Annotated in this window: 15 protein-coding genes, 9 tRNA genes, 1 rRNA gene and 1 pseudogene; 2 read left to right on the top strand and 24 right to left on the bottom strand. The window is 36.7% G+C overall.

Translation table 11 applies throughout. The features are described 5' to 3' along the window. Positions 1–105 precede the first annotated feature (105 nt). From BM098_RS10880 to BM098_RS10870, 3 genes are all read right to left on the bottom strand, one after another. A complete protein-coding gene (locus BM098_RS10880) occupies positions 106–1,125 on the bottom strand; it encodes a radical SAM protein (protein WP_089833234.1) in 1,020 nt (339 codons plus the stop codon). 49 nt (positions 1,126–1,174) lie between these two features. Further along, positions 1,175–2,374 (bottom strand): ATP-grasp domain-containing protein, encoded by a 1,200-nt coding sequence (locus tag BM098_RS10875; protein WP_159430172.1) that lies wholly within the window; start codon positions 2,372–2,374, stop codon positions 1,175–1,177. A 188-nt stretch (positions 2,375–2,562) separates the two neighbouring features. After that, entirely contained in the window at positions 2,563–2,994 is a 432-nt protein-coding gene (locus tag BM098_RS10870) for an MFS transporter (protein ID WP_143423406.1), read from the bottom strand. Here BM098_RS10870 and BM098_RS13785 point away from each other — a divergent pair. Continuing rightward, a pseudogene (locus BM098_RS13785) lies at positions 2,990–3,322 on the top strand (IS5/IS1182 family transposase); the annotation flags it as partial. The gene BM098_RS10870 and the pseudogene BM098_RS13785 sit on opposite strands and share 5 nt — an antisense overlap. 199 nt (positions 3,323–3,521) lie before the next feature. Here BM098_RS13785 and BM098_RS10865 read toward each other — a convergent pair. The 7 genes from BM098_RS10865 to glmS form a co-directional block, all read right to left on the bottom strand. Next, the gene (locus tag BM098_RS10865; RefSeq protein WP_234987488.1) at positions 3,522–3,764 is read right to left on the bottom strand and encodes a hypothetical protein; all 243 of its coding nucleotides are present in this window, start codon (positions 3,762–3,764) and stop codon (positions 3,522–3,524) included. Between the two features lie 150 nt (positions 3,765–3,914). Beyond that, positions 3,915–5,372 carry a Tn7-like element transposition protein TnsE gene (locus BM098_RS10860; RefSeq protein WP_234987487.1) on the bottom strand — a complete coding sequence of 486 codons (1,458 nt, stop codon included), beginning with the start codon at positions 5,370–5,372 and terminating at the stop codon, positions 3,915–3,917. Beyond that, entirely contained in the window at positions 5,353–7,206 is a 1,854-nt protein-coding gene (locus tag BM098_RS10855; protein ID WP_089833227.1) for a TnsD family Tn7-like transposition protein, read from the bottom strand. The genes BM098_RS10860 and BM098_RS10855 overlap by 20 nt, the downstream gene beginning before the upstream one ends. 12 nt (positions 7,207–7,218) lie before the next feature. Further along, complete coding sequence (locus BM098_RS10850) at positions 7,219–8,910, bottom strand: ATP-binding protein (RefSeq protein ID WP_089833224.1); 1,692 nt, start codon at positions 8,908–8,910, stop codon at positions 7,219–7,221. Beyond that, positions 8,885–11,038: a Mu transposase C-terminal domain-containing protein gene (locus BM098_RS10845; protein WP_089833222.1), complete on the bottom strand. Its 2,154-nt coding sequence runs from the start codon at positions 11,036–11,038 to the stop codon at positions 8,885–8,887. Before BM098_RS10845 ends, BM098_RS10850 begins: the two co-directional genes overlap by 26 nt. Continuing rightward, positions 11,035–11,874: a TnsA endonuclease N-terminal domain-containing protein gene (locus BM098_RS10840; protein WP_089833220.1), complete on the bottom strand. Its 840-nt coding sequence runs from the start codon at positions 11,872–11,874 to the stop codon at positions 11,035–11,037. The genes BM098_RS10845 and BM098_RS10840 overlap by 4 nt, the downstream gene beginning before the upstream one ends. Before the next feature lie 540 nt (positions 11,875–12,414). After that, complete coding sequence (glmS, locus tag BM098_RS10835; RefSeq protein WP_089833218.1) at positions 12,415–14,217, bottom strand: glutamine--fructose-6-phosphate transaminase (isomerizing); 1,803 nt, start codon at positions 14,215–14,217, stop codon at positions 12,415–12,417. Positions 14,218–14,839: 622 nt separating this feature from the next. Between glmS and BM098_RS10830 the strand changes: the two genes are divergently transcribed. Continuing rightward, entirely contained in the window at positions 14,840–16,129 is a 1,290-nt protein-coding gene (locus tag BM098_RS10830; RefSeq protein WP_234987486.1) for a YeeE/YedE family protein, read from the top strand. 156 nt (positions 16,130–16,285) lie between these two features. Here the strand turns inward: BM098_RS10830 and glmM are convergent, their stop codons facing one another. The 14 genes from glmM to rrf all read right to left on the bottom strand — a co-directional run bounded on the left by glmM (position 16,286) and on the right by rrf (position 22,789). After that, complete coding sequence (glmM, locus tag BM098_RS10825; protein ID WP_089833216.1) at positions 16,286–17,638, bottom strand: phosphoglucosamine mutase; 1,353 nt, start codon at positions 17,636–17,638, stop codon at positions 16,286–16,288. A gap of 27 nt (positions 17,639–17,665) precedes the next feature. Further along, positions 17,666–18,910, bottom strand: coding sequence for a CdaR family protein (locus BM098_RS10820; RefSeq protein WP_089833214.1), 1,245 nt, complete (start codon positions 18,908–18,910; stop codon positions 17,666–17,668). Beyond that, entirely contained in the window at positions 18,907–19,728 is an 822-nt protein-coding gene (gene cdaA, locus BM098_RS10815; RefSeq protein WP_089833212.1) for a diadenylate cyclase CdaA, read from the bottom strand. The genes BM098_RS10820 and cdaA overlap by 4 nt, the downstream gene beginning before the upstream one ends. A gap of 265 nt (positions 19,729–19,993) precedes the next feature. Then, entirely contained in the window at positions 19,994–21,499 is a 1,506-nt protein-coding gene (locus BM098_RS10810) for a DUF1846 domain-containing protein (protein WP_089833210.1), read from the bottom strand. Between the two features lie 248 nt (positions 21,500–21,747). Continuing rightward, a tRNA-Ala gene (locus BM098_RS10805) sits at positions 21,748–21,823 on the bottom strand. Between the two features lie 10 nt (positions 21,824–21,833). Next, a tRNA-Lys gene (locus tag BM098_RS10800) sits at positions 21,834–21,906 on the bottom strand. A gap of 86 nt (positions 21,907–21,992) precedes the next feature. After that, positions 21,993–22,067, bottom strand: a tRNA-Gln gene (locus tag BM098_RS10795). Positions 22,068–22,118: 51 nt separating this feature from the next. Further along, positions 22,119–22,204 (bottom strand) — tRNA-Tyr (locus BM098_RS10790). Between the two features lie 12 nt (positions 22,205–22,216). Next, positions 22,217–22,292, bottom strand: a tRNA-Thr gene (locus tag BM098_RS10785). 4 nt (positions 22,293–22,296) lie between these two features. Next, positions 22,297–22,372, bottom strand: a tRNA-Val gene (locus BM098_RS10780). A 9-nt stretch (positions 22,373–22,381) separates the two neighbouring features. After that, positions 22,382–22,456, bottom strand: a tRNA-Glu gene (locus BM098_RS10775). 15 nt (positions 22,457–22,471) lie between these two features. After that, positions 22,472–22,543, bottom strand: a tRNA-Thr gene (locus BM098_RS10770). A gap of 4 nt (positions 22,544–22,547) precedes the next feature. After that, positions 22,548–22,622 (bottom strand) — tRNA-Asn (locus BM098_RS10765). Positions 22,623–22,674: 52 nt separating this feature from the next. After that, positions 22,675–22,789, bottom strand: a 5S ribosomal RNA gene (rrf, locus tag BM098_RS10760). Between the last annotated feature and the right edge of the window lie 103 nt (positions 22,790–22,892).

Below are 22,892 nucleotides of genomic sequence, written 5' to 3'. Positions count from 1 at the left end.
GCTCTTTTTTCCATGATTGGTCTCTCCCTCGGGTGATTAGTCCCACAAGTTTAACCGACCTTAACGAAATAGTCTAGTTTAGTGTAACCTGTCCATTTCCTTCCTTTACATAAATTGAGAGTTTTTATATTCCTCTTGTTTTCTTTTAATCTCATTATATTGTACACTATTTTTAAATTTATTTAACCCCATGTAAGTATTTTCATTAGTCTGATGCACACATAAACGAATGTTATTCTCACCCAATTTATTTTCAAGGCGAATTCCATAAAAATATTCACCACAAGTACCATTTTTCTTCATTTCACAATTATTACACATTATATTAAGGTACTGCGGTAATAATATCTTGAATCCGATTTCCCTCTTTCCTGGAATCTCATAAAATATCATTCCACTAGAAGATCCATAGATGTATTTTCTTCTAGTTTCTATAGCACCATATGAATCAAGCAACTCTCTTACGGCATTTACCGACTCCTCTAATAGGTTTACCTCATGAAGTATTCTCATATCAATATCATTTTTAAATGACCAATCAATTACCTCTTTTATCCTAGTTATATCCTTTGCTGAAGCCATTACTGTATTCAACTTAACTTTAATACCAGCATCCTTAGCAAGAAATATACTTTTTAATTGTCTTTCTTGTTGTAGTTTCATCCATTTAAAGGAGCGATTAACTTGCGTTGAGTGTAGTTCTTCTGTGTTAATAGCATGTAAACTAAAATTTATTCCATCTATTCCTGAATTTATTATATTTTTTACAACCTCTTCTGAATTTCCTATACTAGTCATTTTTACAGTAAAGCCATGTTCTTTTAGAAATTTTATTGAATCCACTAAACCACTGTAAGCTGAAGGTTCTCCACCTGTAATATGAACTTCATTTATATCTAATGACTCACATAAACTAAGAAACTCATTTGCAAATTCCCCTTTAAACTCAATGTCTCTTGTTACTTTAGGGTTTCTTTCCCCAGTACCCTCATTATGACACCACCAACAGTTCCAATGACAACGATCTGTAATTTTTAGTCGAATTGAATTCAATGATACAATATCACTATCCTCTTTAGGACTTAAGAATTCAAATACATCAATATTACTCTCCAGCTTCAACATATCTACATCACCTTATCCATTTTTAAATTTTATCCTTAGATATTAGTAATTATTCACATGACCATACAGTATTATCGATCATAAATTGCTCTAAGATTTTCACTCTACTTAAAAGTTCTTCTTGATTTTCACCTTCAAAATATATATCAGCATAAGCTTCAGTTGATTTCATTAAGGAACCATCGTAATACTTTCCAATATAACCCTTTATTTCGTAATCAAAACACCACTCAAAAGGTAATTTTTTGGGGATATGTTTCAAAAAACCTTTCTTTGGTCTTATAAATAATTGACCTGATACATTTCTTTCTTTGATTTCTAAATCTAAATCCACCCCACATACTGCCTGCGTTAAAATTTTATCAAGGTCTATATTAAATGAGTGTTTTATTATTTTGTCGGTACCTGCACCAATAGTTCTACTACCCATTTCACAAATTAAGAACTCATTGTTTCTTTCATCATGGAAAACCTCTACATGAAATGACATATCTTTTGCTAAAGGCATTTTGGATAGAGCATGTTTAACAAATTCTATTAATCTTTCACTTAAATTATTTCCTCTTTCAAAGAGAACCGAGCCAAAGCTTTTATATTCTTTGTATGCTAATGGTGTATTAATATATGCTGAGGAGCAAATAAATTTATACTTATTATTAATGATTATCCCATCAACATGATATATGGGAGTATTTATATATTTCTCGACTAAATGATTCTCTAAAGGATTTGACAGCAAGCACTTTTTCAATTCGGCTTTGTTTTTAATTATCTCAATTCCCTTAGATGACCAACTGTCAAGAGGTTTAATGATAACGGGATATTCTTCAACTTTAATAAAATCTATTAAGTCTGTCTTATTTTTAATCATTCTAAAAGGGGGTACATTAATTCCGTTTTGGCTTAATTTTAACTTCATCAAATGCTTATCTCGAAATTTTACAGCGCTTTCATACTTTTGACCTTCAATATTTAAATATTCTCGTAAGTAACCTGCTCTAATTATTTCTCCTTCTTCTAGTGCCACTAGAGCCTTAATAGAATCTTTTTCATGTAACTTAATAACCTCATAATCTACAAGTCCATTCTGTGTATAATTTTCAAATACTTTTACATTTACTCTTTCACCATTGAAAGTGTTTGCTGATTCTTTGTGATTAAAGATATAAATTTCTTCCGTTGTATCTCGTAACCAATCCGCATAATTTTTTTCCTCTTTTGACACCCTATTCAAAATTACTATAGACATGATAATTCTCCTTAATAATTTGCATATTATTTTATTCATTAATTCTGTATAGTAGGAAAATAAATCGAATATAATCATACACACACATTTTTATTAAAATTTCTTTTTATAAAAAATGCTAAAGGGTATGGATATTACTTTGGATAATTTAATTGTTTTAAGTTCATATAACCACAATATAGTTAAATTTAAGTTGTTTTACTTTTCAGAGACTCAACATCTTTCACTTTTCCTTGAACAAACATTCCAATATATAAAAAAGAAGACCCTATTAATAATATGCACCCCATATAGACACTCATCATAGAAGGAACTAAATATGCACCCACAATAATTGTTAATCTTGCAATAAGATTCGCTCCATTGTACCCTATTCCTGCAAAGGCAGAATAAGATCCTCGTTGGTTAACCGGCATCATGTTAGCTTTTTCTGCATTTAATATAGGGGAATATAACAATTCTCCTATTGTAGCAATTAAATTTACAATTAAAAGTATGTACCAATTATTAGCTGACATCATAATTGTATAACCAATGCTATAAACCACTAATCCAATGAGTAATACATGATGTGTTGCAAAACGACTTGCATACCGTGTAACAGCAAGGGAGTACCTCATCGCCTACAATAAGAAGGATGAACGAGAGTTCATCGGATATGATGAACGTTTTGCTTAGACATGTTTACGTGAACATTGGTATTGTTATGATAGCTATGATAAGAAATACGAAACATTAAACTACACAAGACCTAAAGAATGTATCGATTGCCCTTTAAATACCGAAGGTATTTGTAAAAAAGCGTATAAATTTAAGATAACAACAGATCTTTGAAAATATTCAGCTCTGGCACATGGACCACAGACGCGGAAAATAATCACTAAGTATCGCATCTCTGTAGAGCGAATAAATGGCTATCTTAAAGAATTTTTCCAACTCAATAACCTTAGTTAGCAATTGGGAAGGGGTGCAAAACCTCACATCGTTTAGTTTTATTGTTAAAGCAACACCAAATAGCATGAATAAATTCTTCAAAATGAATTTAAAATACTGGGCGTGTTTGATTTTTTGAAAAGACCAATTATAAACTGAAATTTTTTTCGCTTTTTTTAGCGTTTCAAGTCTTGATTAAATTCTTCCAGTATATTTAAGAACGGATAGTGCGCTGAATCGACATCGAAAAGTCAAAGAATACTAGGAACTGTTGATTGCTTTTAAAGTCATCCAGAATATCTTTACGGTCTTTCACACGCACTTTAAACCCGATATTTCGTGGACAACGGACAAACCATAACTGGTGTTTAACTAATAGATAAACACCATGCAAGACATCTGCCATACTCTTTAATCCTTCTGAAATAAATATCAATGCCTGTTTAACGTCATTCATGCCATAAAACGTAATATTTCTTTTTAAAATTTTACGTTAAAAAATTGTACAATCTGTTCATTTATACCTTTAATAACTAAACTAATTTTCCAAGCAATAACATCGCTTGGTGCCTTATCCCTTTTTTACTGTGTTTAGATTTCATAATACTTATCCCTTATTTTTAATTCCGTTTAGTGATTGACTTGTCCAAGAACCACTATCGCGGACAAGATTAAGTAGTAATTGGTAGTGTATCTCTTCCCAGTTTTGATTTTTGTATGACGATAAAATCATTGTAGATAAAGACTTATGTTCACGTTCTACCTCTATTACCTTATATAATTCACCCTGCTGCATTTTCACACTCGCAATGATGCATTTTCTATCCGTAATCCCATCATTCAGCTTGGCAAACTTCCGCTTACCAACTCCCTGTGGTAACTCTTTTACTGCTACACGGATAGACAGCACCTCTTGATTGGACTCAAGAACCTTTAATAAATTGATAAAGTCTTTTAAATCTCCCTGAACTTGAATGTCCTGCAGCATTTGGTGCTCTAAACCTCTGGTCAACCTAGAACCACCAACATCTGCCGTTGAACGAATATTATCCGTGTTTCCAAAGTATTTCTTTGTATTCTCATCTATTTGATTTCGTTCTTTTGTCGTATGCCTCTTAAGCTTTTTTATAGTTGGTATCGTTATGTATTCATGCTTTTGTTGATTCATCTGAACAAGTTCCATGCCTTGGTGAGAGCCATCAACTTGTTGATCAAGTAAGAGCGCATCATCTTTATTACTTGAAGAAAGGCGATGAAATGTGTATTTTTTGGGTTGATTTGATTTTTCTCTTAACTGTAATTCAGGATGTGAGATTGATACTCGCTGATATGTTATTTGTTTATTTTTCACTTTTAATATTTGAAGAATTGTTAAATAACCACGGTTCTCTTTAACACGCGCAGTAATCGTAATCGGTTGTTTAAAATCCCAATCAAACTTTATTGAGTTGGTCTGAATCCAAGCAAAAGCTATATTTTCATAGACTTGACGTACATCTTGATTAGTTAATAACCATAACAACTGATATAAATATTCTGGACGGGTATATGTCAACTCGTATTGTGATGAAAAATCAAGATGAAACATACCTGCATCTGCACTTTCTGTGAAATACTGAGGAAATGAATTGGATTCAAACAGACGGTATAAAAGGAATACATTTGGTGCTAAAACACTTCGAATGACTTCAATGAGTGGGAGTACAATTTTTTGGTTTTGAAAAGTAAAATTGTAACTTTGTGATATATCTATATCTGGTGAGCCTTGTATAGCCCATTCTTTTTCATAATAATGTACCGCACTAGGATTAATTGTTATTTCTATATCCTTCAAATCCTTTGGTGGCTTACTAGCCGATAAAACTCCATTTTGATAATAATGTTGTATAGCTAAAAAAGGTAAACTGCCCCAATCAAGGCGAATCTTCTTTGTTTCACCCTTCAGGCGAAAATAGGCATGAATCATCATTTTATTATTGTATCTAAAAGGGGTACTTATCCAAATCAACTGGGCATCTTCGTTGTCTGGAAATGGCCAAGAGATTTTAATTTGACGTTTCTTCATGTTTTGTCTCCTTTCTCTTTTGTGAGATATACTCTTCAAGTACAGGTCTAATTACCGCAAAATGGCTCGATCTTACCGCACCTGTTCGTTGCACCTTCCATAAGGCCACCTCATTAAATTGATTTATATGCTCATCAATAATACGACAACAACGCCGAACTTGGAATTCTTGAGTCGATTCAGTTACTGCCTCAAGTAATATCTTTGTTTTGGACAGTTTATCAATATGTTTCTCTAAATTCGTTAATATCCCTAACCTTTTTCCAACAAGGGAACGTGTTATACGTAATGGCTTTTCCATCTTTCTCAGCTCATTATTAAGATTAAATATAGCTTTGTAATAGTTGTTATCTCGAATCTTCCAATTTACATTATTCCCCTTCGCAACCCCTTTACGTCTTGTTGGAAGATGATAAAATAGGAAGTCGCGATCATGCCGATATAAATACATGTAAACACTAGGAAATAAGTTTCTTATTCCGGTCCTTGATTGATTAGGATAGGCTTTTATCCCTTCTATTAATTGATTGCGATACCGCTGGACAGTCAACGTATCAGTAGCCTTAGGTTCATTTTGTGCCTCAATTTGTTGATTTAAATACTTCTTTATTGTTTTGGCATCAACACCTAAATTTTTCGCCATTCCTCTTAAACTATAGCCTTCTTTCGCCAATGTGTTTAGTTCGGCCATCCAAACACTTCCTAAGCGTTTAATTCGGCCGATATCGTATATATCATTCTTTATTTTGTCAGGTCCTTTTCTTGAATATACAAATTCACATCCGCATATAAAGGTGCCTATTGGCAAACCAGACTTAGAGTCTCTAGAAACAAGAACTTTATTAATAACCAATTTCTTATAATGAGAAGCTGTTTTATTTAAGCACGGCCACGGTCCTTCACCAAAAGGACCATTATCTCGGTTTTTATTCAATAAAGCCTCATAATCTACATTTAAAAAATCCATAAACAATAAGTGCCGCAATGGATGAACGTGGCGTTCGATATTACGGGTCAGTACTTTTAGCCAGCTGTATTCATCGCTCTCAATTAAAATAGACTGATATTTTTTAAGTGTTTTTTGTGAATATACCCTATTAAAGTCCTGATAGAGATCTGTTTGTCGTACGCGGTTTGCCGATGTGATATAATTCCTCTCTCTAAGCAACGCTCGGTACCTACTTGACGTTTGCTCACGCGATGATAAAGCTATTTTACTAATCAAAAGCTGATAAGCCATTTTAGCTATCCTTAACTGTTGTTCTTCACTATTATCACCAATGGAATGCAAATCCATTTTATTTGATTCAAAACGAACAAATTCAATTCGACTTCGTGTATTAAGGACAACAGGATATTTTCTTAAGTGATTGCCATGATGAGGGCATAAATCAATGCCTTGTAAATGATGTTCTCTATGAATATAAGGCTCACCATATTTTTCTATATCATTTTTAGCGCAACACGGACAATAATATAAGCCTTTCCTTCTGCATATACTACCAGCGATTATCCCTAACCGTGTGTAAAGTCCTTTACCATCGCCTTTCACATCTTGAAGAATTTCGCCTTGACGTTTTTCTGATAAAAAAGGCGCATAGTAAGGATATACCGTATGTTTAGCCAGTAAATATTCAGCAGAATAGGCACTCCCCATTTGATGAGCTAAAGCATCAAAGTGGCTACCAATTTCCACGCTAGGGATAACAGAACGATTTTGAAATACTTCTTCTAAAGTATCTTTGCAATCAATATTCCCACTATAAAAATGGTAGCGTGCAATCATTGAATAAACTAATTCATCTGGATAAGGTTCAGTAAAGAAAGGCAACAAGTTTTTAACCCCCTAATAGAACTCTTCAATTGGCGTTTTAATGTAACCCCTGTCTTTTAAATGATCATATGGATGTACTTTTTTATTTAACGACTGATTCCTTAGCTTTAACAAAGGTAACGTTTCTATATTTTTTAGTTTAGCTGTTTCTTTATGACTGTTCTTATCTTCATTTAATTTAATTGCTTTCTGGATAACTTCAGACTTTAACTTTGAGACATCTACATCTATAGGGTACGTCTCTACAACTTTTGTCGAAAGTGTTTTAATATCTTGACTGCTTAAATGTTCAAATATACCGAGTGCAGCTACTTCAATTGATAAGCTTTCAATAATGTCTTTTCGTTTTAAATCAATCGTGTTTTGTCGTTCTTTAAACGCTTCTTTAATACGACCGCTTATTTCAGTATCTCTCTTGTGATTTAACATAACCTCATCAAGGTTAATCATGATATCTTCGTATTTCATCATATCTGCTAAATTATTATTACGAATGGCATTTAACATTGGCTGTAGTGTCTGCATATCTTCTTCTGCCGTTTTCTTTAACACACGCGGTGTTAGAATCTCTTCGGGATTTCCCTCGTCAAATAGAACCCGTTCTTGAGCTAATATGAATAAGTTAATCGCAACGGCTGTGATTCCTTGACACTCTCTATAGAATGCTACTTTCAGTTCATTAGTCAGCGTAGTTGGCGTCTTTAGACACTGTAGCTTCCATAACGTTTCTAAAAAGAACTCCCACTCTTCACTTTCTTCAGCCATTCGATCCCATATGACCGCCCCGTCACTTGATGCTCTTCTTGCCTGCCTAAAATTTCCCTTAAACAATTGTTGAGCCTTAGATGTCCCAATTAACACGGTTGGTATGCCTACTGTATTTGATAATGTCACAAAGAAATTCAACATTTCTTCTTGATCATTTTTAGAGTGTAGCAAATGCTGGATTTCATCTATCACCAAAACTCCAATACCAAACATGGCTGCTAAAGAAGTCATGTGCAATAACATCGTCGATGTTACACGATTCAAATAGCCATACTTTTCTAAGTAACGGGTACCTAATAAATCATCAATAGCTTTAAAAAAACTTTTACATAAGGTTGATAAACTACCATCATAGGGACAATCAATTTTCAACCAAACTATTTGCGTTCGATTAAATGGTTGACCTGCGTATGTTTCGTGTTTAATAACTTGTGGATACATAGGTAAGAGCCGCTCAATAGCCGTTGTTTTTCCAATCCCTGAAATACCGATAATTGATAAACTGTCTGCTGTTGAACGAATATAATTCAAGCGGTCCTCAATGTGTTTATGAGCCAGTTCTTGTTCTTCTCTTAATTCATGTAATACGCGAATTCTTTCTAAAAAAGTTTTATCTAAAGGATTCCTAGCAAGATATCCTCTTCTAATTAAAGTTGATAACCGGCGTTCAACTTCAAAATGAATAGGTAAAGGTTGGATAAAATTTCTCGCTCTTTTCAAAATGTGATATCGAATATTAGACTCGCTCTTTTTATCAGTCTCACTAATTCTCGGGGTCACCATAAAGCGTTCTAAGACATCGTCTTCATTAAATATTGAAGGGAGAGCTTCTATAAAAGGATTGTTATTATATTCTGACAAGACTTTTTGTTCATACGTTGCGGTTTTAAATGTACCCTTTAGAACTAAATCATTGATCTTTTCCAAATTCCTCATCTCGTTTCTTGCGAAGTTTTTCCATTAAGCTTGAAGACGTTTTTGATTGTTCAACCTCCTCGTTTTCCTTCTCAATTGAAACTACTTGAGCAGGCGACTCCTTTTTGTTTTGGTTCAAATCAAAAGATTCCTTTTGGCGATTCATCGCTTTTTCTGCTTTTTTATTCACACGAATATCTTTGATTTTTTCACCCTTTGTTGCTGATACATTAGCATTTGCTTTCTTTTGTTTGACAGCTTTTTTGATAATAGACTCAATTTCTTCATCAGTATTTAATCTTTCTTCTCTTTGCTTAAGGCTTTCTGACTGTTTTAACTCCTGCAACAACTGTTGATAGAACTCAATTTCTTCTAATGATTCACCTCTATATTGAGATCTCCTCTCTAATAGGTAACACGTATCAAAACCTCTTCCATCAATATACGGAATATAGATTTTATCCATTGATCTAGGATCATAAACGACATCTATACGTTCACTCTTTCGCTTTAAATACCATTGATCATTTAGTGCTTTATCAGAACCATAAGACAATCCTTTAAATTTAATTCCTGCTCTTGTAATTCGCGCTTTTCCTTTTGGAAGTAGATTAAGCCTTAGAATACTACGATTTTGAACCGTTTGAAGAGAACCTTTCCTGTTTGAAAGACCCCATTTCCAAAGATTTAACGGAGAAGGTGTCAAATGCTCCTTAATCATCGCCTTCTCTAATGGATACTTTTCAATGGTTCGCTGATTATGATTCAAGACTAAATGAATAATAATTTTCGTGAATTCTTCTAGGTTAAGACTAGCGTCTAACCGATAATCTCGATCTCCTCGTTCCCTGAATTCTTTCTGAATAGCACCAGGTGCTTTACGTTTAATCTTCTCGTTAATTGTTCTGAATTGACGCTCTACAATTCCTTTTAAATCACCACGATAAGGAGAAGTATTTTCAATTTTAACGTTTAAATTGTTAATTAATTGTTCAACACCATAACCTTCAAATTCCCCTCTGTCAGCAATAATGGTTTCTGGTAAATGATGTGCGGGCCATTCAGATTTATCGATATCAATGTCATACTGCTTACAAAATTCAACTTTATCCATTGTCATATTATCTAATGTCATCATCGCACCAATCCAAGAGGGACCCTCTAATCCAACATAAACACCAGTAATCAAACGCGAATAAACATCCATAATGCCATAAATAACAGGGCGCCCAATAATTAGGTTGCGATCAAATGAACTAACGAGATAAATATCCGCAATCGTCGCATCAACTTGAAATCGTGTTCCTGGCCCATCAGTTTCCAGCGCAGAGTGACTTAGTATTGGGCGATGTTTGAGCTCATATTCTTTTTTGCTATATCGCAATTGGATATCTAACTGTGGCTCTTCTGTTTTCTTGTACCAATAATAAAATTGATTATAGGTTGGAACCTTTGATTTATACCAAACCTTATATTTTACAGATTCTCCTTCATGATATTTATTTGAGTAAAATTCTTTTAACAGATATTGATAAGTATCATTTAACGTAAGCTTTTCTGATTTTCTATAATATTTCTTTATCACATGTCTAAACTGCTTTTTTACATCTTCTGTTATATTGATTCCCTGTTCTTCTTCTCCATAAATCCTTGGTCGTCCTACTTTTTTCTCCTGAGACAACTCTCTAACTTTCCCTTTGCCACCAGAATGCATGTAATCGGGTAACATAGCATTTTTATTTAAGCCGCGTTGCCAGAAACGCGTAAATAGTCGTTTCACTTTAAGTTCAGTAATTTGATGCTCTTCAGCAATCTCAAGAAAAGCAGTTTTACGATTTTTCTTACTCAAAATAGACTCTTTTGATTGACTCCATGCTTTAAATACTATCTCCCAGTTTAGGTTACGTCTCTCTAGCTGTTTCTCAGTTAAATCTTCTTCTGCATAACTCTTTAAAAATGGATCCGAGATAGGGATTAATACATTACTCTCTATTTCTATTTCCATATCTTCTATTGTTGCTTTTTTGGGCATAGCAGTTCCGCCATGCAAATCAACGTAATACAATATTGCTGAGTCTATTGAGATAACACGAATTCGATTTTTACCTTCTTTGTCTACGTATTGGTACACTTGGTTGTTATAAATCATAATGCCCTCACCTTTTCTGAGAAATCTTGTTGAATACTTTTTACTTGCACAATGTCTTCAACGTTCAGCTTTGATGATAAATCTATTTTAATCGTTTTCGTTATAATTAAGTGTTTGAACAAGGCTAGACCACTACCTGATGGCATTCCAAAATCCCGTTCATAGATTCTAGCAATTTGTTTAACAGATTGATCTTCAGCCATTAACCTTTGCACAAAGTAGACAACCATCTCATCTATCTCTACAGATGTTAATTGATCAAAGCCTTCAATGTCATTCAACCGTGTGTAACTGTGAACGAAAGCAATGTTAGTTGCCATAACTTTAGACACTTCACCTTCCGTTACAATACCCCAATCTATTTCTCGTTTTTCCCAATATACTCGCTCAATTTCAAACTTTTCTAGCGTTCGCTCAGTCATTAGTTCATCTTTATACTTCAACGTTCGAGCTACATGCATGTTAGCTGTTCCATTATGCATAGTGACTAAAAAGTCTGTAGTCATAACAATCGGTTCCTTTGTTTTAGGGTCTATCGGATGCTTCAAACCCAATTCTTTTGCAATCAAAAGCGTATCATCTAACGGTAATAACGGGTATTGTTCTCTAATATCAATTACTTTATCTGAATATTCCAACAAATAAAAGTAGTTTCGCTCCAAGTCTGACAGAAATTCAAACTGTCTAGGAATCTTTATTCCTTTTAAGCGTGTAACACGCCCTAAAGAGGGAACATCTTGAATGGTAATCCAAGGCTTGTAGTCTACACCCTGACCTTCACCATAACCCTTCTTTATTTTGTTTTCAGTAGATGACATTCGCTTTCTTTTCGCCATTATTTCATCTCCTAATAATAAAATAACCTCTTACAGATATCATATCTGAAGAGGTTTTTTTAATCAAACTTTATTATAAATGATCAATCTTTATTATGAATGATCAAACTTTGTTCTAAACGATCAAACTTTATTATAAAACCACACTATCGTAATTTCAAAAATTATAAGAATCGAATTCTTTTACATTTTGCGTTCAAACCAGTTGAACCACAGAAGAAAAAAACACAAAATAAAACACATGTTTCAGCTGCATAAAGAGAGCTGAAACATGTGAAATATAAGCTTGAAATTATTGGTTAAAACTTCTCACCAACACTATTTGACAAAGAACCAAAAAAATTGCCCCCTGTTAGTTACAGAGAGCAATATTTATTGAATTTTTTATAAGAGTCTTTTTTAAAATGTCCTTGACAAAGGGGCCACATTACATATCTGAAGAGGTTTTTTTAATCAAACTTTATTATGAATGATCAAACTTTGTTCTAAACGATCAAACTTTATTATAAAACCACACTAACTACTCACGTCAAAAATAACTTATTCTACTGTAACTGACTTCGCCAAGTTTCTTGGCTTATCAACATCACAACCACGTTGTACAGCAGCATAGTAAGCAAGCAGTTGCATTGGTACGACACTTACAAGTGGCGTTAACAATGGATGAACGTGTGGGAGTACAACACGATCTTCATCTTTTTCTAAGCCTTCCATACTTACGGTACAGGTGTTAGCACCACGGGCAGCTACTTCTTGTACGTTACCACGGATTGATAAGTTAACGTTCTCTTGTGTGGCAATCGCAATGACCGGTGTGCCTTCTTCAATTAAGGCAATCGTGCCGTGTTTTAATTCTCCACCAGCAAAACCTTCTGCTTGAATATAAGAGATTTCTTTGAGTTTAAGTGACGCTTCTTGTACGACATAGTAATCGACACCGCGACCAATGTAGAATGCATTGCGTGTATCTTTAAAAAGATCAAGCGCCATTTGCTCAAATACATCTTTTTTATCCGTCAATGTTTCCATCGCATTAGCGACAATCGCCAATTCTTGTAGCGGATCAAAGGTCAGTGTCTTACCTTTTGCTTTTGCTGTGTCAACCGCTAAGATTGTAAGTACAGCAATTTGTGCGGTATAGGCTTTTGTCGAAGCAACCGCAATTTCAGGCCCAGCATAAAGCGGTAATGTGTAGTCCGCTTCACGAGAAAGGGTAGAACCTGGTACGTTTGTAACTGTGATTGATGGATGTCCCATTGCTTGTGTTTTAACAAGCACCGAGCGCGAATCTGCTGTCTCACCACTTTGAGAAATAAAGATAAATAATGGTTTTTCAGACAACAGTGGCATATTATATGAAAATTCACTCGCGATATGGACTTCAACAGGAATACCTGCGACATTTTCAATAATTTGCTTTCCAACTAAACCAGCATTATAACTTGTACCTGCTGCGATAATGTAGATACGATCAGCTTTCGCCATTTCATCTCTGACAACTTGTTCTACTTTAATATTGTTTGATTCATCTTGATATTGTTGGATAATTTTACGCATAACAAATGGTTGCTCATCAATTTCTTTCATCATAAAGTAATCATACGTGCCTTTTTCGGTATCAGCTGCATCTGTTTCAACGATGAAAGGTTCTCTTTCAACAGTTGTTCCATCAAGCTTTTGGATACGCACTTGTTCTTTTTCAACTAACACAATTTCACCATCTTCAATTTCAAGATAAGTGTTTGTTTGTTTTAATGTCGCGATCGCATCACTTGCGACTAAATTAAAGTCGTCCCCTAGACCAACAAGAAGTGGACTCTTATTTTTTGATACATAAATAAGATCTGGATTTTCTTTATCTAGTAAGCCAATCGCGTAAGAACCTTTTAACATACTCATCACGTTTTTGAAAGCTGTTAACACATCATTTGTTTCATTGAATTTCTTTTCAATTAACTGCACAATAATCTCAGTATCTGTTTCACTTGTTAAAGTCACGTCTGTTAAATACTCATCACGTAATTCATAGTAGTTTTCAATCACACCATTGTGTACTAATGTAAATCGTCCTGATTGTGATTGGTGTGGGTGGGCATTTTCTTCTGACGGCTCACCGTGTGTTGCCCAGCGCGTATGACCAATCCCAATGGTTGATTCACCTTCTGTTCCTACTTTATCACGTAATGCTTGAATACGCCCCTTAACTTTAAATAGATTAACCGCACGATCACTCAATGTTGCAATGCCTGCTGAGTCATACCCGCGATACTCTAACTTTTCTAATCCATTTAATAACACCGATACTGTTTCATTTGTTCCAATATAACCAACGATTCCGCACATAACTTTTATATCCTCCTAATAAGGGGTAATAAAAGCCACACTTTAATAAAGGGGCATTTATTACCCCTTTCTCGTTTTTTAAGTTTTGTACTCTTACGATAAATATTGGCCAAAAAGTCACCTTTTTGTTTTATTTATAGCTTACAGTTGGAGTGACAACTGGGAGGCATCCGCCGAAACGTTCGATACTCCTCCTCCTCGTCAACTACACCGTCCGTGTAGTTCTGGCGCTGTATACTTTTATCACGATCCACCTTTCTATTTCTGACTGCGTCGCCGGGCGACTTCTCTATTTTATCGAAAGTTTAAGTTTTTTTCAATAGTATTTTTCATAATCTGGTAGTTCTTTTAATATAATGAAATAACGCTTCTCCTCATCCGCATCTATTCCTTTCTTTCACCTTTAACTTATGCCTTTATTCATTTTAAAACGACTAACCACTTGTCCTTAGCTTTTTTCAGGTTGACGGCCATAAACACAGTCAACACTTTTTAATCTTTATATGTGAAAAAGTGTACAAATTATGAACTTTCTTCACAAACTATTGAAATAGGGTTAGGGATAGGGGTATAATTAATGTGAAATAAATCACATTATATTTTTTAAAGGGGAGAACGTTTTATGAGTATGTCAAAAACACAGGTTAAAACAGCTAGTGTTTCTAATATGCAGCCCGTTGTTGGCTTCATTTTCCTAGCTGGTGTCATTTTGTTAGGCGCTAACTTTTTAGAAACAGAGATGTTATTTTTCCGTTTGATCGTCGGACTGGGATTAGGTTACGCTTTATCACGTGCTTACACGGGTTTTGCGGGTAGTATTAACCGCGCCTACACAACAGGATCAACGAAGTTATTACGGACATTGATGTTTATGTTCTTTATCTCAACACTTGTCACTACCGCCTTTTTATTAAACGCTGATCCAACAACATTTGGTCTTTGGATTAACCCAATTAACTTAGGATTAATTGCTGGTGCGATTCTATTTGGTTTCGGGATGTCCTTCTCAGCTTGTTGCGCAAGCGGGGTACTCACAGATTTAGTGACTGCTTTACCACGTGCCTTTGTTACTTTGATTTTCTTCGGTATGGGTGTATTCTTAGGTTTTCCTATCCAACGTAACAGTGAATTTGTCACAACAACATGGTTTAACTCTGCGACATTTGAAGGCGGCATTTTCTTACCAGACCTTTTCAAGTGGGATGGCCTAAATGGCTTCATCGGCGCGTTAGTCCTTACCGCAATCTTCTGTGGTATCGTTATATTCTTAAGCTTTAAATATGAGCGTTATCGCAAACAAAACAATACGTATTCTGGTCACTTTGTTGAAGCACAACAAGACCAACCAAGTACATTTGATACGAAAGATTACAGTCTTTTCTCATCAGAAACGTATCACCGCCTGTTTATTCGTCCTTGGACTTTAAAACAAGGTGCGGTTGTCATTACTCTTATCTTCGCCTTGTTAATGGGTGTGACAAAGTCAGGCTGGGGAGCTTCTACACCTTACGGCTTCTGGTTCGGTAAAGTTTTAATGCTGTTTGGTTTCTCAGCTGAATCATTAGCTACTTTCACTTCAGGCGCACCAGAACATTATAGTGCACCATTCTTTAGTCACCCAATTAACACACAAAATGTTGGGATTATGTTGGGAACGATTTTCTTCCTACTCACAGCTAATAAATTCAAAGAGACATTCATGTCGGAAATGCATTTATCAAAACGTGAGCTTGTCTTATTCGCTTTAGGTGGTCTGGCAATGGGCTTTGGTACCCGTCTTGCTAACGGCTGTAACGTTGGGGCACTTTATACACCAATCGCACAGTTCTCACTCTCAGGCTGGATCTTCTTAATCTTTATGGTTGTCGGTGGTATTGTCGGTAACAAATTCGCTAAAGCATGGTTTAAATAATTAGTTATACAACAATTTTTCTAATTAATCTACTTGTATAAGCTTAGTCAAAAAGGGTGTCGCACAAGTGCGACACCCTTTCTTTATATCTTTATTTTAGTTCTTTATCAAATGATGTGTTAATGAAGTCGTTCACCATAACTCGTCTATTTACTATTACTCTGCTTTTAAGCCTAAGCGTTCTTGAATAATGTTTACAACAGGATCAGCCGCTTCGTGGCAACGTTCAATCGTTGGCGCTTCTACCATCACGCGGACGAGTTCTTCTGTACCTGATGGACGAACGAGCACGCGACCATCACTGCCCATATCAGTTTCCACTTTATTAGTAACTTCTTGAATATATGGATCGATAAGTGCTTGATTTTTGTCGACGACTTTAACGTTCTTAAGCACTTGTGGGAACTTTTCCATTTCAGCAGCAAGCTCTGATAATGGTTGACCCGTTTCTTTCATAACATTCACAAGCTGAAGTGCTGAAAGCATACCATCACCTGTTGTCACATGATCAAGGAAAATAATATGTCCGGATTGTTCCCCACCTAAGTTGTAGCCACCGCGGCGCATTTCTTCCATCACGTAACGGTCACCAACATCCGTTTTATCACTCTTCATACCATTGGCTTCAATCGCTTTATAAAAACCTAAGTTACTCATGACAGTTGACACGACCGTATGTTCATTTAGTTGACCAATGCTATCAAAATATTTGGCACAAATAAACATGATTTGATCACCATCAACGATTTGACCTTTTTCATCAACCGCGATGAGACGGTCACCATCTCCGTCAAAAGCAAGACCAATATCCGCTTCTTTCTCAAGGACAAAGGCTTGGAGTTTCTCAGGATGGGTTGAACCGTAACCATCGTTAATATTTAGCCCATCAGGAGAGGCACCAATGGTTGAAACATCGGCATCTAAATCAGCAAACAAGTGTGTCGCCAGTGACGATGTCGCGCCGTGCGCACAGTCAAGTGCCACATGAAGACCATCGAAATCATGATCAACCGTTTGCTTTAAGAAATGCAAGTATTTTTGTGAGCCTTCATAATAATCGTTGATTTGCCCTAAATGTTTACCGATTGGACGAGGGCATGTGTCTTCTTCTTCGTCAATTAGCGCCTCGATTTCTAATTCTTGTGCATCAGTCAGTTTAAAGCCATCTGAACCGAAGAATTTAATCCCGTTATCTTCGACTGGGTTATGTGACGCTGATATCATTACTCCTGCTTCAGCCGACATCGCCTTTGTCAGGTAAGCAACACCTGGTGTTGAAATAACACCCAGACGCATAACTTCCGCTCCAATTGACAGTAAACCTGAAACGAGCGCATTTTCAAGCATATCGCCTGAAATACGGGTATCCTTTCCGATTAATACACGTGGACGTTCGGTTTCTTTTGTTAAGACAAAGCCACCAAAACGCCCCAATTTGTACGCAAGTTCAGGTGTTAAACCTTTATTGGCGACACCTCTGACACCATCTGTACCAAAATATTTTCCCATAAGAAATTCGCTCCTTTATTTATGTACCTAATTTATTCGAATCGTAACATCCTCAACCGGCAATGTTATTTGGATATTATCTAACTGATTATACTCTAGTGAGCGGTTATGTTCACCTTCTTCGAGATTATTCGCATTCACCACTAAGTCGAGTTGATCAACATTCATTGCCTCAAGGTCTGATGGAAAGCCGCTAAAAGTGACCGCAATCTGGCCACTCTCAGGACTCACAAAGGTTGCATTTAATCCATCGGTTACGTTATCAATGGTGATATCTACATCATCTAATGTCGTTTCTGTTTCTTCTTCCACTTCGATCGTCACTTCGATTGTTTCTCGGCTTAAGCTTGTCGCATTATCTGGCACAAGTAATGTAACCTCAAGCGTCGTAGTCTCAGTAATCTCCGACAAATCAATCGGTTCAATCTCGACTTGTTCAATACCTTCTAGCTGACTTGACGGTGCATAGACGGTCACGTTCTCAGCTTGAGCAGCGGTCTCAATAAGACGGACGCCATCTGGTAACTCACCTGTTGTCGTCACATCAATTGGGACTTCTTTACTCGGATTAATCACTTCTAAGTCAACGGTCACTGTTCCTGGTTCAATGCGCGCATTCATTTGGTTTCCTTCATTGTCATATATCCGCACAGGAACATCGGTCAGTGTCATTGACTCTTCTATTCCTTCCACATCAACGAAAGCTTTCACACTTGAAATACGATCAATCACACTTTGTGCACTCGTTATTTCAACTTGCTGCGGAGTAACAGTTGCTGATTCAATCTCAAATCCTTCAGGCATTTGATCCAAGTTACTATAGTCAACGACTACATCATACGTGCCACTGCCTCGTTCTTCAATGGTTACTTCAATATTTTCTGGTTCAAAACTCACATCAATCCGACTTGATACACCATCATGTTTAATCGGGACCGTGTGCGTACCAGGCGAGAGCCCTTCTAAGTCCACATATACATCAAAGTTACGTTGTGTGACAGTCGATTGAATAACACTCACCGTCCCGGCAAGTGACATTGTTACAACTTCAGGTACACCACTTACCACGTACTTCTCATCATCAATCACAATATTCACCGGAACATCTTCTAACGTTTCAGATTCTCTCGAATTATTAAAAATAGAATCAAAACTACCAACATCTGCACTGCGTGTATCTTGATTATCGAATGAAATCACTAAAAAAGTAAGAATCGCTAAGAACAGTGAAATCACACGAATGACCCACGGTTTATTTAACCAATCATTCATTTCTTTTTCCCCCTCCAACTCCATTGTTTAAAGGTTGAGGTTTTTTCTAGCTCAGGTGCCAATTCCTTTGATAATAGATCAACGAGGCGTTTCTCATCAATATCACGGTAAAGCTCTCCGTTTTTTGTCAGCGAGACATGCCCTGTTTCTTCAGATACAATAATCGTTAATGCATCACTTACTTCACTGATTCCCATTGCAGCCCGGTGTCTTGTCCCTAATTCTTTTGAGATAAACGGACTTTCTGACAGTGGTAAATAACAGGCTGCCGCAATGATTTGATTCCCTTTCATAATGACAGCACCATCATGTAACGGTGTATTTGGTACAAAAATATTCGTCAGTAATTGATGGGTTAATTGACCGTTTATCGGGATCCCTGTTTGGATAAAGTCACCCATATTTGTTTCACGTTCAATTGTGATAAGTGCCCCAATGCGACGCTTCGCCATATAATTTACTGACTTTATAATCGCATCAAGTGATTCATGAAAAATTTCTTCCTCTGATCTCCGGTTACGGCTAAAGAAGCTGCCCCGGCCAATCTGTTCAAGCGCTCGTCTTAATTCTGGCTGGAACAGTATGATCACAGCCAATGGTCCCCATACGATAATTTGTTCAATCATGACTTGAACAGTTTGTAAGTTTAAGAAATAACTAATTAGATAAATAATAAATACAACAAAAATCCCTTTAAGTAGCTGAATTGCCTTCGTTCCCCGAAGCAACATAATGAGTTTATAAAACACATACCAGACAAGGGCAATATCAACTGTAAAACGTAATAAATTAAATAACGAAACTCCCTCACCAAGCATGATGCCACATCCTTCTTTTCATAGATTACCACTCACTTCATTTAGAATCACAGATAGCCTCATTATAGCATATCTTCTAAATGCTTGAGTGATTATCCATCATTTTTCCTTATTTTCTTATCAACTTCTCATTCTACTCTCATAATTATGGCCTATCACTTTCTCATATACACTCATAGATGAAGAAAAACAGATTTATAACTACCACCTTGGTAATTATAAACCTGTTTTATCTGGTCAATTGTCTATCAGCATTTATCTACCCTTACATGTAATATAAGTTTTCAGATGGATACACCGGATCACACGTCACATCAATACCGAGACGTTTTAGGATTTGTTCATCATCTTTACTTAACATCACCGTTGAGTGTGCTTGTACACCGGTTAATTCATGTAATTTATCCACTGCAAGTTGGGCTGTCGGATTAGTAACCGCTCCAATCGTTAAAGCAATGAGGACTTCATTGGCGTTCAGTGTCGTAACTTTGCTGTGAAGTTTATCTGTTTTTAAATCTTTCATCGTCTCAATAATCATCGGAGATAACAAGAAAATTTCATCACCAATATTCGCTAAATGCTTAATCGCATTTAAAATAGCGGCTGAACAAGAATCCATTAAGTTAGAACTACGTCCCGTAATAACAGTGCCGTCATTTAATTCAAAGGCCATCACGGCAGCTCTATCTTTATGATCAGTCGCTTTTAATTCTCCCGCATAATCTCTTGCTGGCACAACTGGTACACGGTGCTCCTCTTTAAGTTCAAGCTCTTCCATAATAAGTTTCATCCGATTAACAACTTCTTCATCTAATAAGCCTTTTTTATAATCACATTCTGTATGGAAGTGACGACGGATGATTTCTTGTTTAGACGCTTCTTTAACGACCTCATCATCCGTAATACCAAAACCAACTCGGTTGACACCCATGTCTGTTGGTGATTGATAGATTGATTCTTTACCGGTAATCTTTTCGATACTCCGTTTCACAACCGGGAACATTTCAAGGTCACGATTATAGTTAACAGCCACTTCATTGTAAGCTTCAAAGTGGAAGTAATCCATCATGTTGACATCTTTTAAATCAACTGTTGCTGCTTCGTATGCTACGTTAAGTGGGTGTTTAAGCGGTACATTCCAGACGGGGAATGTTTCAAACTTAGAATAACCGGCTTGATTACCTAATTTATGTTCATGGTAGAGCTGATTTAGGCAAGTAGCAAGTTTACCGCTATTTGGTCCTGGTGCTGTAACAACAACAATTGGTTTTGTCGTTTCAATATAGGGGTTAATACCATAACCTTCCTCACTGACGATTTTCTCTACTGCTGAAGGATAACCTGGAATAGCGACATGGGTATAGACTTTAATGCCGCGTCTTTCTAATTTTGAAATGAAGACATCAGTTGAATGTTCATGGTTATAACGCGTAATCACGACACTGTTAATCTCTAAACCAAAGCCACGAAGTTCATCAATTTGACGGAAGACATCCATTTCATATGTAATTCCGTAATCTCCCCGAATTTTGTTGCGTTCAATATCACCAGAATACACTGTAATAATAATTTCTGCCTGATCTTTTAATTTTTGAAGCAGTTTGATCTTCGCATCTTCATCAAACCCAGGCAACACACGTTTAGCATGTTTATCCCCAATTAGCTTACCACCAAACTCTAAATACAACTTATCAAATTGATGAACACGTTCTAAAATAAATTTCGACTGTTCTTCGATGTACTTTTGTGGATCAAATCCTTGTTTTCTCATGTCGGCCTCCTATAGCTTATTCACTTATTTTTACTACCATCATCTCATGTGGTGTATTTTTCTGACTCTCTATTTGATTCTCTTTATTTACTATTCACAATCATTCACTATACCACGAGTCATGAGTTTTGTTAAGGTATCTTCGTTATTTTTAAAAAAGCCACAGCCAAAAATGGTTGTGACTAAAATAGGCTATAAAAAAAAGATCAGACATTATACTAACGTCCAACCCCTTTAACTCATATGTATGGTGGAGCCTAGCGGGATCGAACCGCTGACCTCCTGCGTGCAAAGCAGGCGCTCTCCCAGCTGAGCTAAGGCCCCAAAATAAGAGTGAGCCATGAAGGATTCGAACCTTCGACCCTCTGATTAAAAGTCAGATGCTCTACCAACTGAGCTAATGGCTCTTAAATGGCTGGGCTAGCTGGATTCGAACCAACGCATGACGGAACCAAAAACCGTTGCCTTACCGCCTGAGCTAATGGCTCTTAAATGGCTGGGCTAGCTGGATTCGAACCAACGCATGACGGAACCAAAAACCGTTGCCTTACCGCTTGGCTATAGCCCAATAAAATAACAGTGAATAAGTTCACTGTCTAAGTTAAGATATAATTTAAAATGGTGGAGGGAGTAGGACTCGAACCTACGAACCCGATGGGAGCGGATTTACAGTCCGCCGCGTTTGGCCAACTTCGCTATCCCTCCAACATATTAAAATGGTGCCGGCCAGAGGACTTGAACCCCCAACCTACTGATTACAAGTCAGTTGCTCTACCAATTGAGCTAGGCCGGCAAGATGGTGGAGGATGCAGGGCTCGAACCTGCGACCCCCTGCTTGTAAGGCAGGTGCTCTCCCAGCTGAGCTAATCCTCCAACATATAATGGTGACCCGTACGGGATTCGAACCCGTGTTACCGCCGTGAAAGGGCGGTGTCTTAACCGCTTGACCAACGGGCCAGTATGGAAATAGAGAGCTTCCAGTCGGGATTGAACCGACGACCCCTTCCTTACCATGGAAGTGCTCTGCCACTGAGCTATGGAAGCAAAATGGCTCCACAGGTAGGACTCGAACCTACGACCGATCGGTTAACAGCCGATTGCTCTACCACTGAGCTACTGTGGAACAATATCATGAAATCAACCATATTATTACTTCACAAAGCTTAAAAAGGTTGGCTTAGCGACGTCCTACTCTCGCGGGGCTTAAGCCCAACTACCATCGGCGATGAAGAGCTTAACTGCTGTGTTCGGCATGGGAACAGGTGTGACCTCTTCGCTAATGTCACTAAACCATAGGGTTATACCCTGAAAACTAGATAAGAAGTAAACAATCATCAAACAAAAATTTAGTTAAGTCCTCGATCGATTAGTATTCGTCAGCTGCACATGTCAC

The organism is Halolactibacillus halophilus (assembly GCF_900115605.1).
GTDB classification, from domain to species: domain Bacteria; phylum Bacillota; class Bacilli; order Bacillales; family Amphibacillaceae; genus Halolactibacillus; species Halolactibacillus halophilus.
This window is presented reverse-complemented; position numbering and strand designations above follow the sequence as displayed.

Bases quoted from the DNA above. Each gene is read 5' to 3' on its own strand.
- BM098_RS10810 (WP_089833210.1), bottom strand. From the start codon at position 21,499: ATGAGAAAACAAGGATTTGATCCACAAAAGTACATCGAAGAACAGTCG.
- BM098_RS10850 (WP_089833224.1), bottom strand. From the start codon at position 8,910: ATGAGGAATTTGGAAAAGATCAATGATTTAGTTCTAAAGGGTACATTT.
- BM098_RS10875 (WP_159430172.1), bottom strand. From the start codon at position 2,374: ATGTCTATAGTAATTTTGAATAGGGTGTCAAAAGAGGAAAAAAATTAT.
- BM098_RS10830 (WP_234987486.1), top strand. From the start codon at position 14,840: ATGAGTATGTCAAAAACACAGGTTAAAACAGCTAGTGTTTCTAATATG.
- BM098_RS10860 (WP_234987487.1), bottom strand. From the start codon at position 5,372: ATGAAGAAACGTCAAATTAAAATCTCTTGGCCATTTCCAGACAACGAA.
- BM098_RS10870 (WP_143423406.1), bottom strand. From the start codon at position 2,994: ATGAGGTACTCCCTTGCTGTTACACGGTATGCAAGTCGTTTTGCAACA.
- cdaA (WP_089833212.1), bottom strand. From the start codon at position 19,728: ATGCTTGGTGAGGGAGTTTCGTTATTTAATTTATTACGTTTTACAGTT.
- BM098_RS10865 (WP_234987488.1), bottom strand. From the start codon at position 3,764: ATGAATGACGTTAAACAGGCATTGATATTTATTTCAGAAGGATTAAAG.
- glmM (WP_089833216.1), bottom strand. From the start codon at position 17,638: ATGGGAAAATATTTTGGTACAGATGGTGTCAGAGGTGTCGCCAATAAA.
- BM098_RS10820 (WP_089833214.1), bottom strand. From the start codon at position 18,910: ATGAATGATTGGTTAAATAAACCGTGGGTCATTCGTGTGATTTCACTG.
- BM098_RS10840 (WP_089833220.1), bottom strand. From the start codon at position 11,874: ATGGCGAAAAGAAAGCGAATGTCATCTACTGAAAACAAAATAAAGAAG.
- BM098_RS10880 (WP_089833234.1), bottom strand. From the start codon at position 1,125: ATGTTGAAGCTGGAGAGTAATATTGATGTATTTGAATTCTTAAGTCCT.
- glmS (WP_089833218.1), bottom strand. From the start codon at position 14,217: ATGTGCGGAATCGTTGGTTATATTGGAACAAATGAAACAGTATCGGTG.
- BM098_RS10845 (WP_089833222.1), bottom strand. From the start codon at position 11,038: ATGATTTATAACAACCAAGTGTACCAATACGTAGACAAAGAAGGTAAA.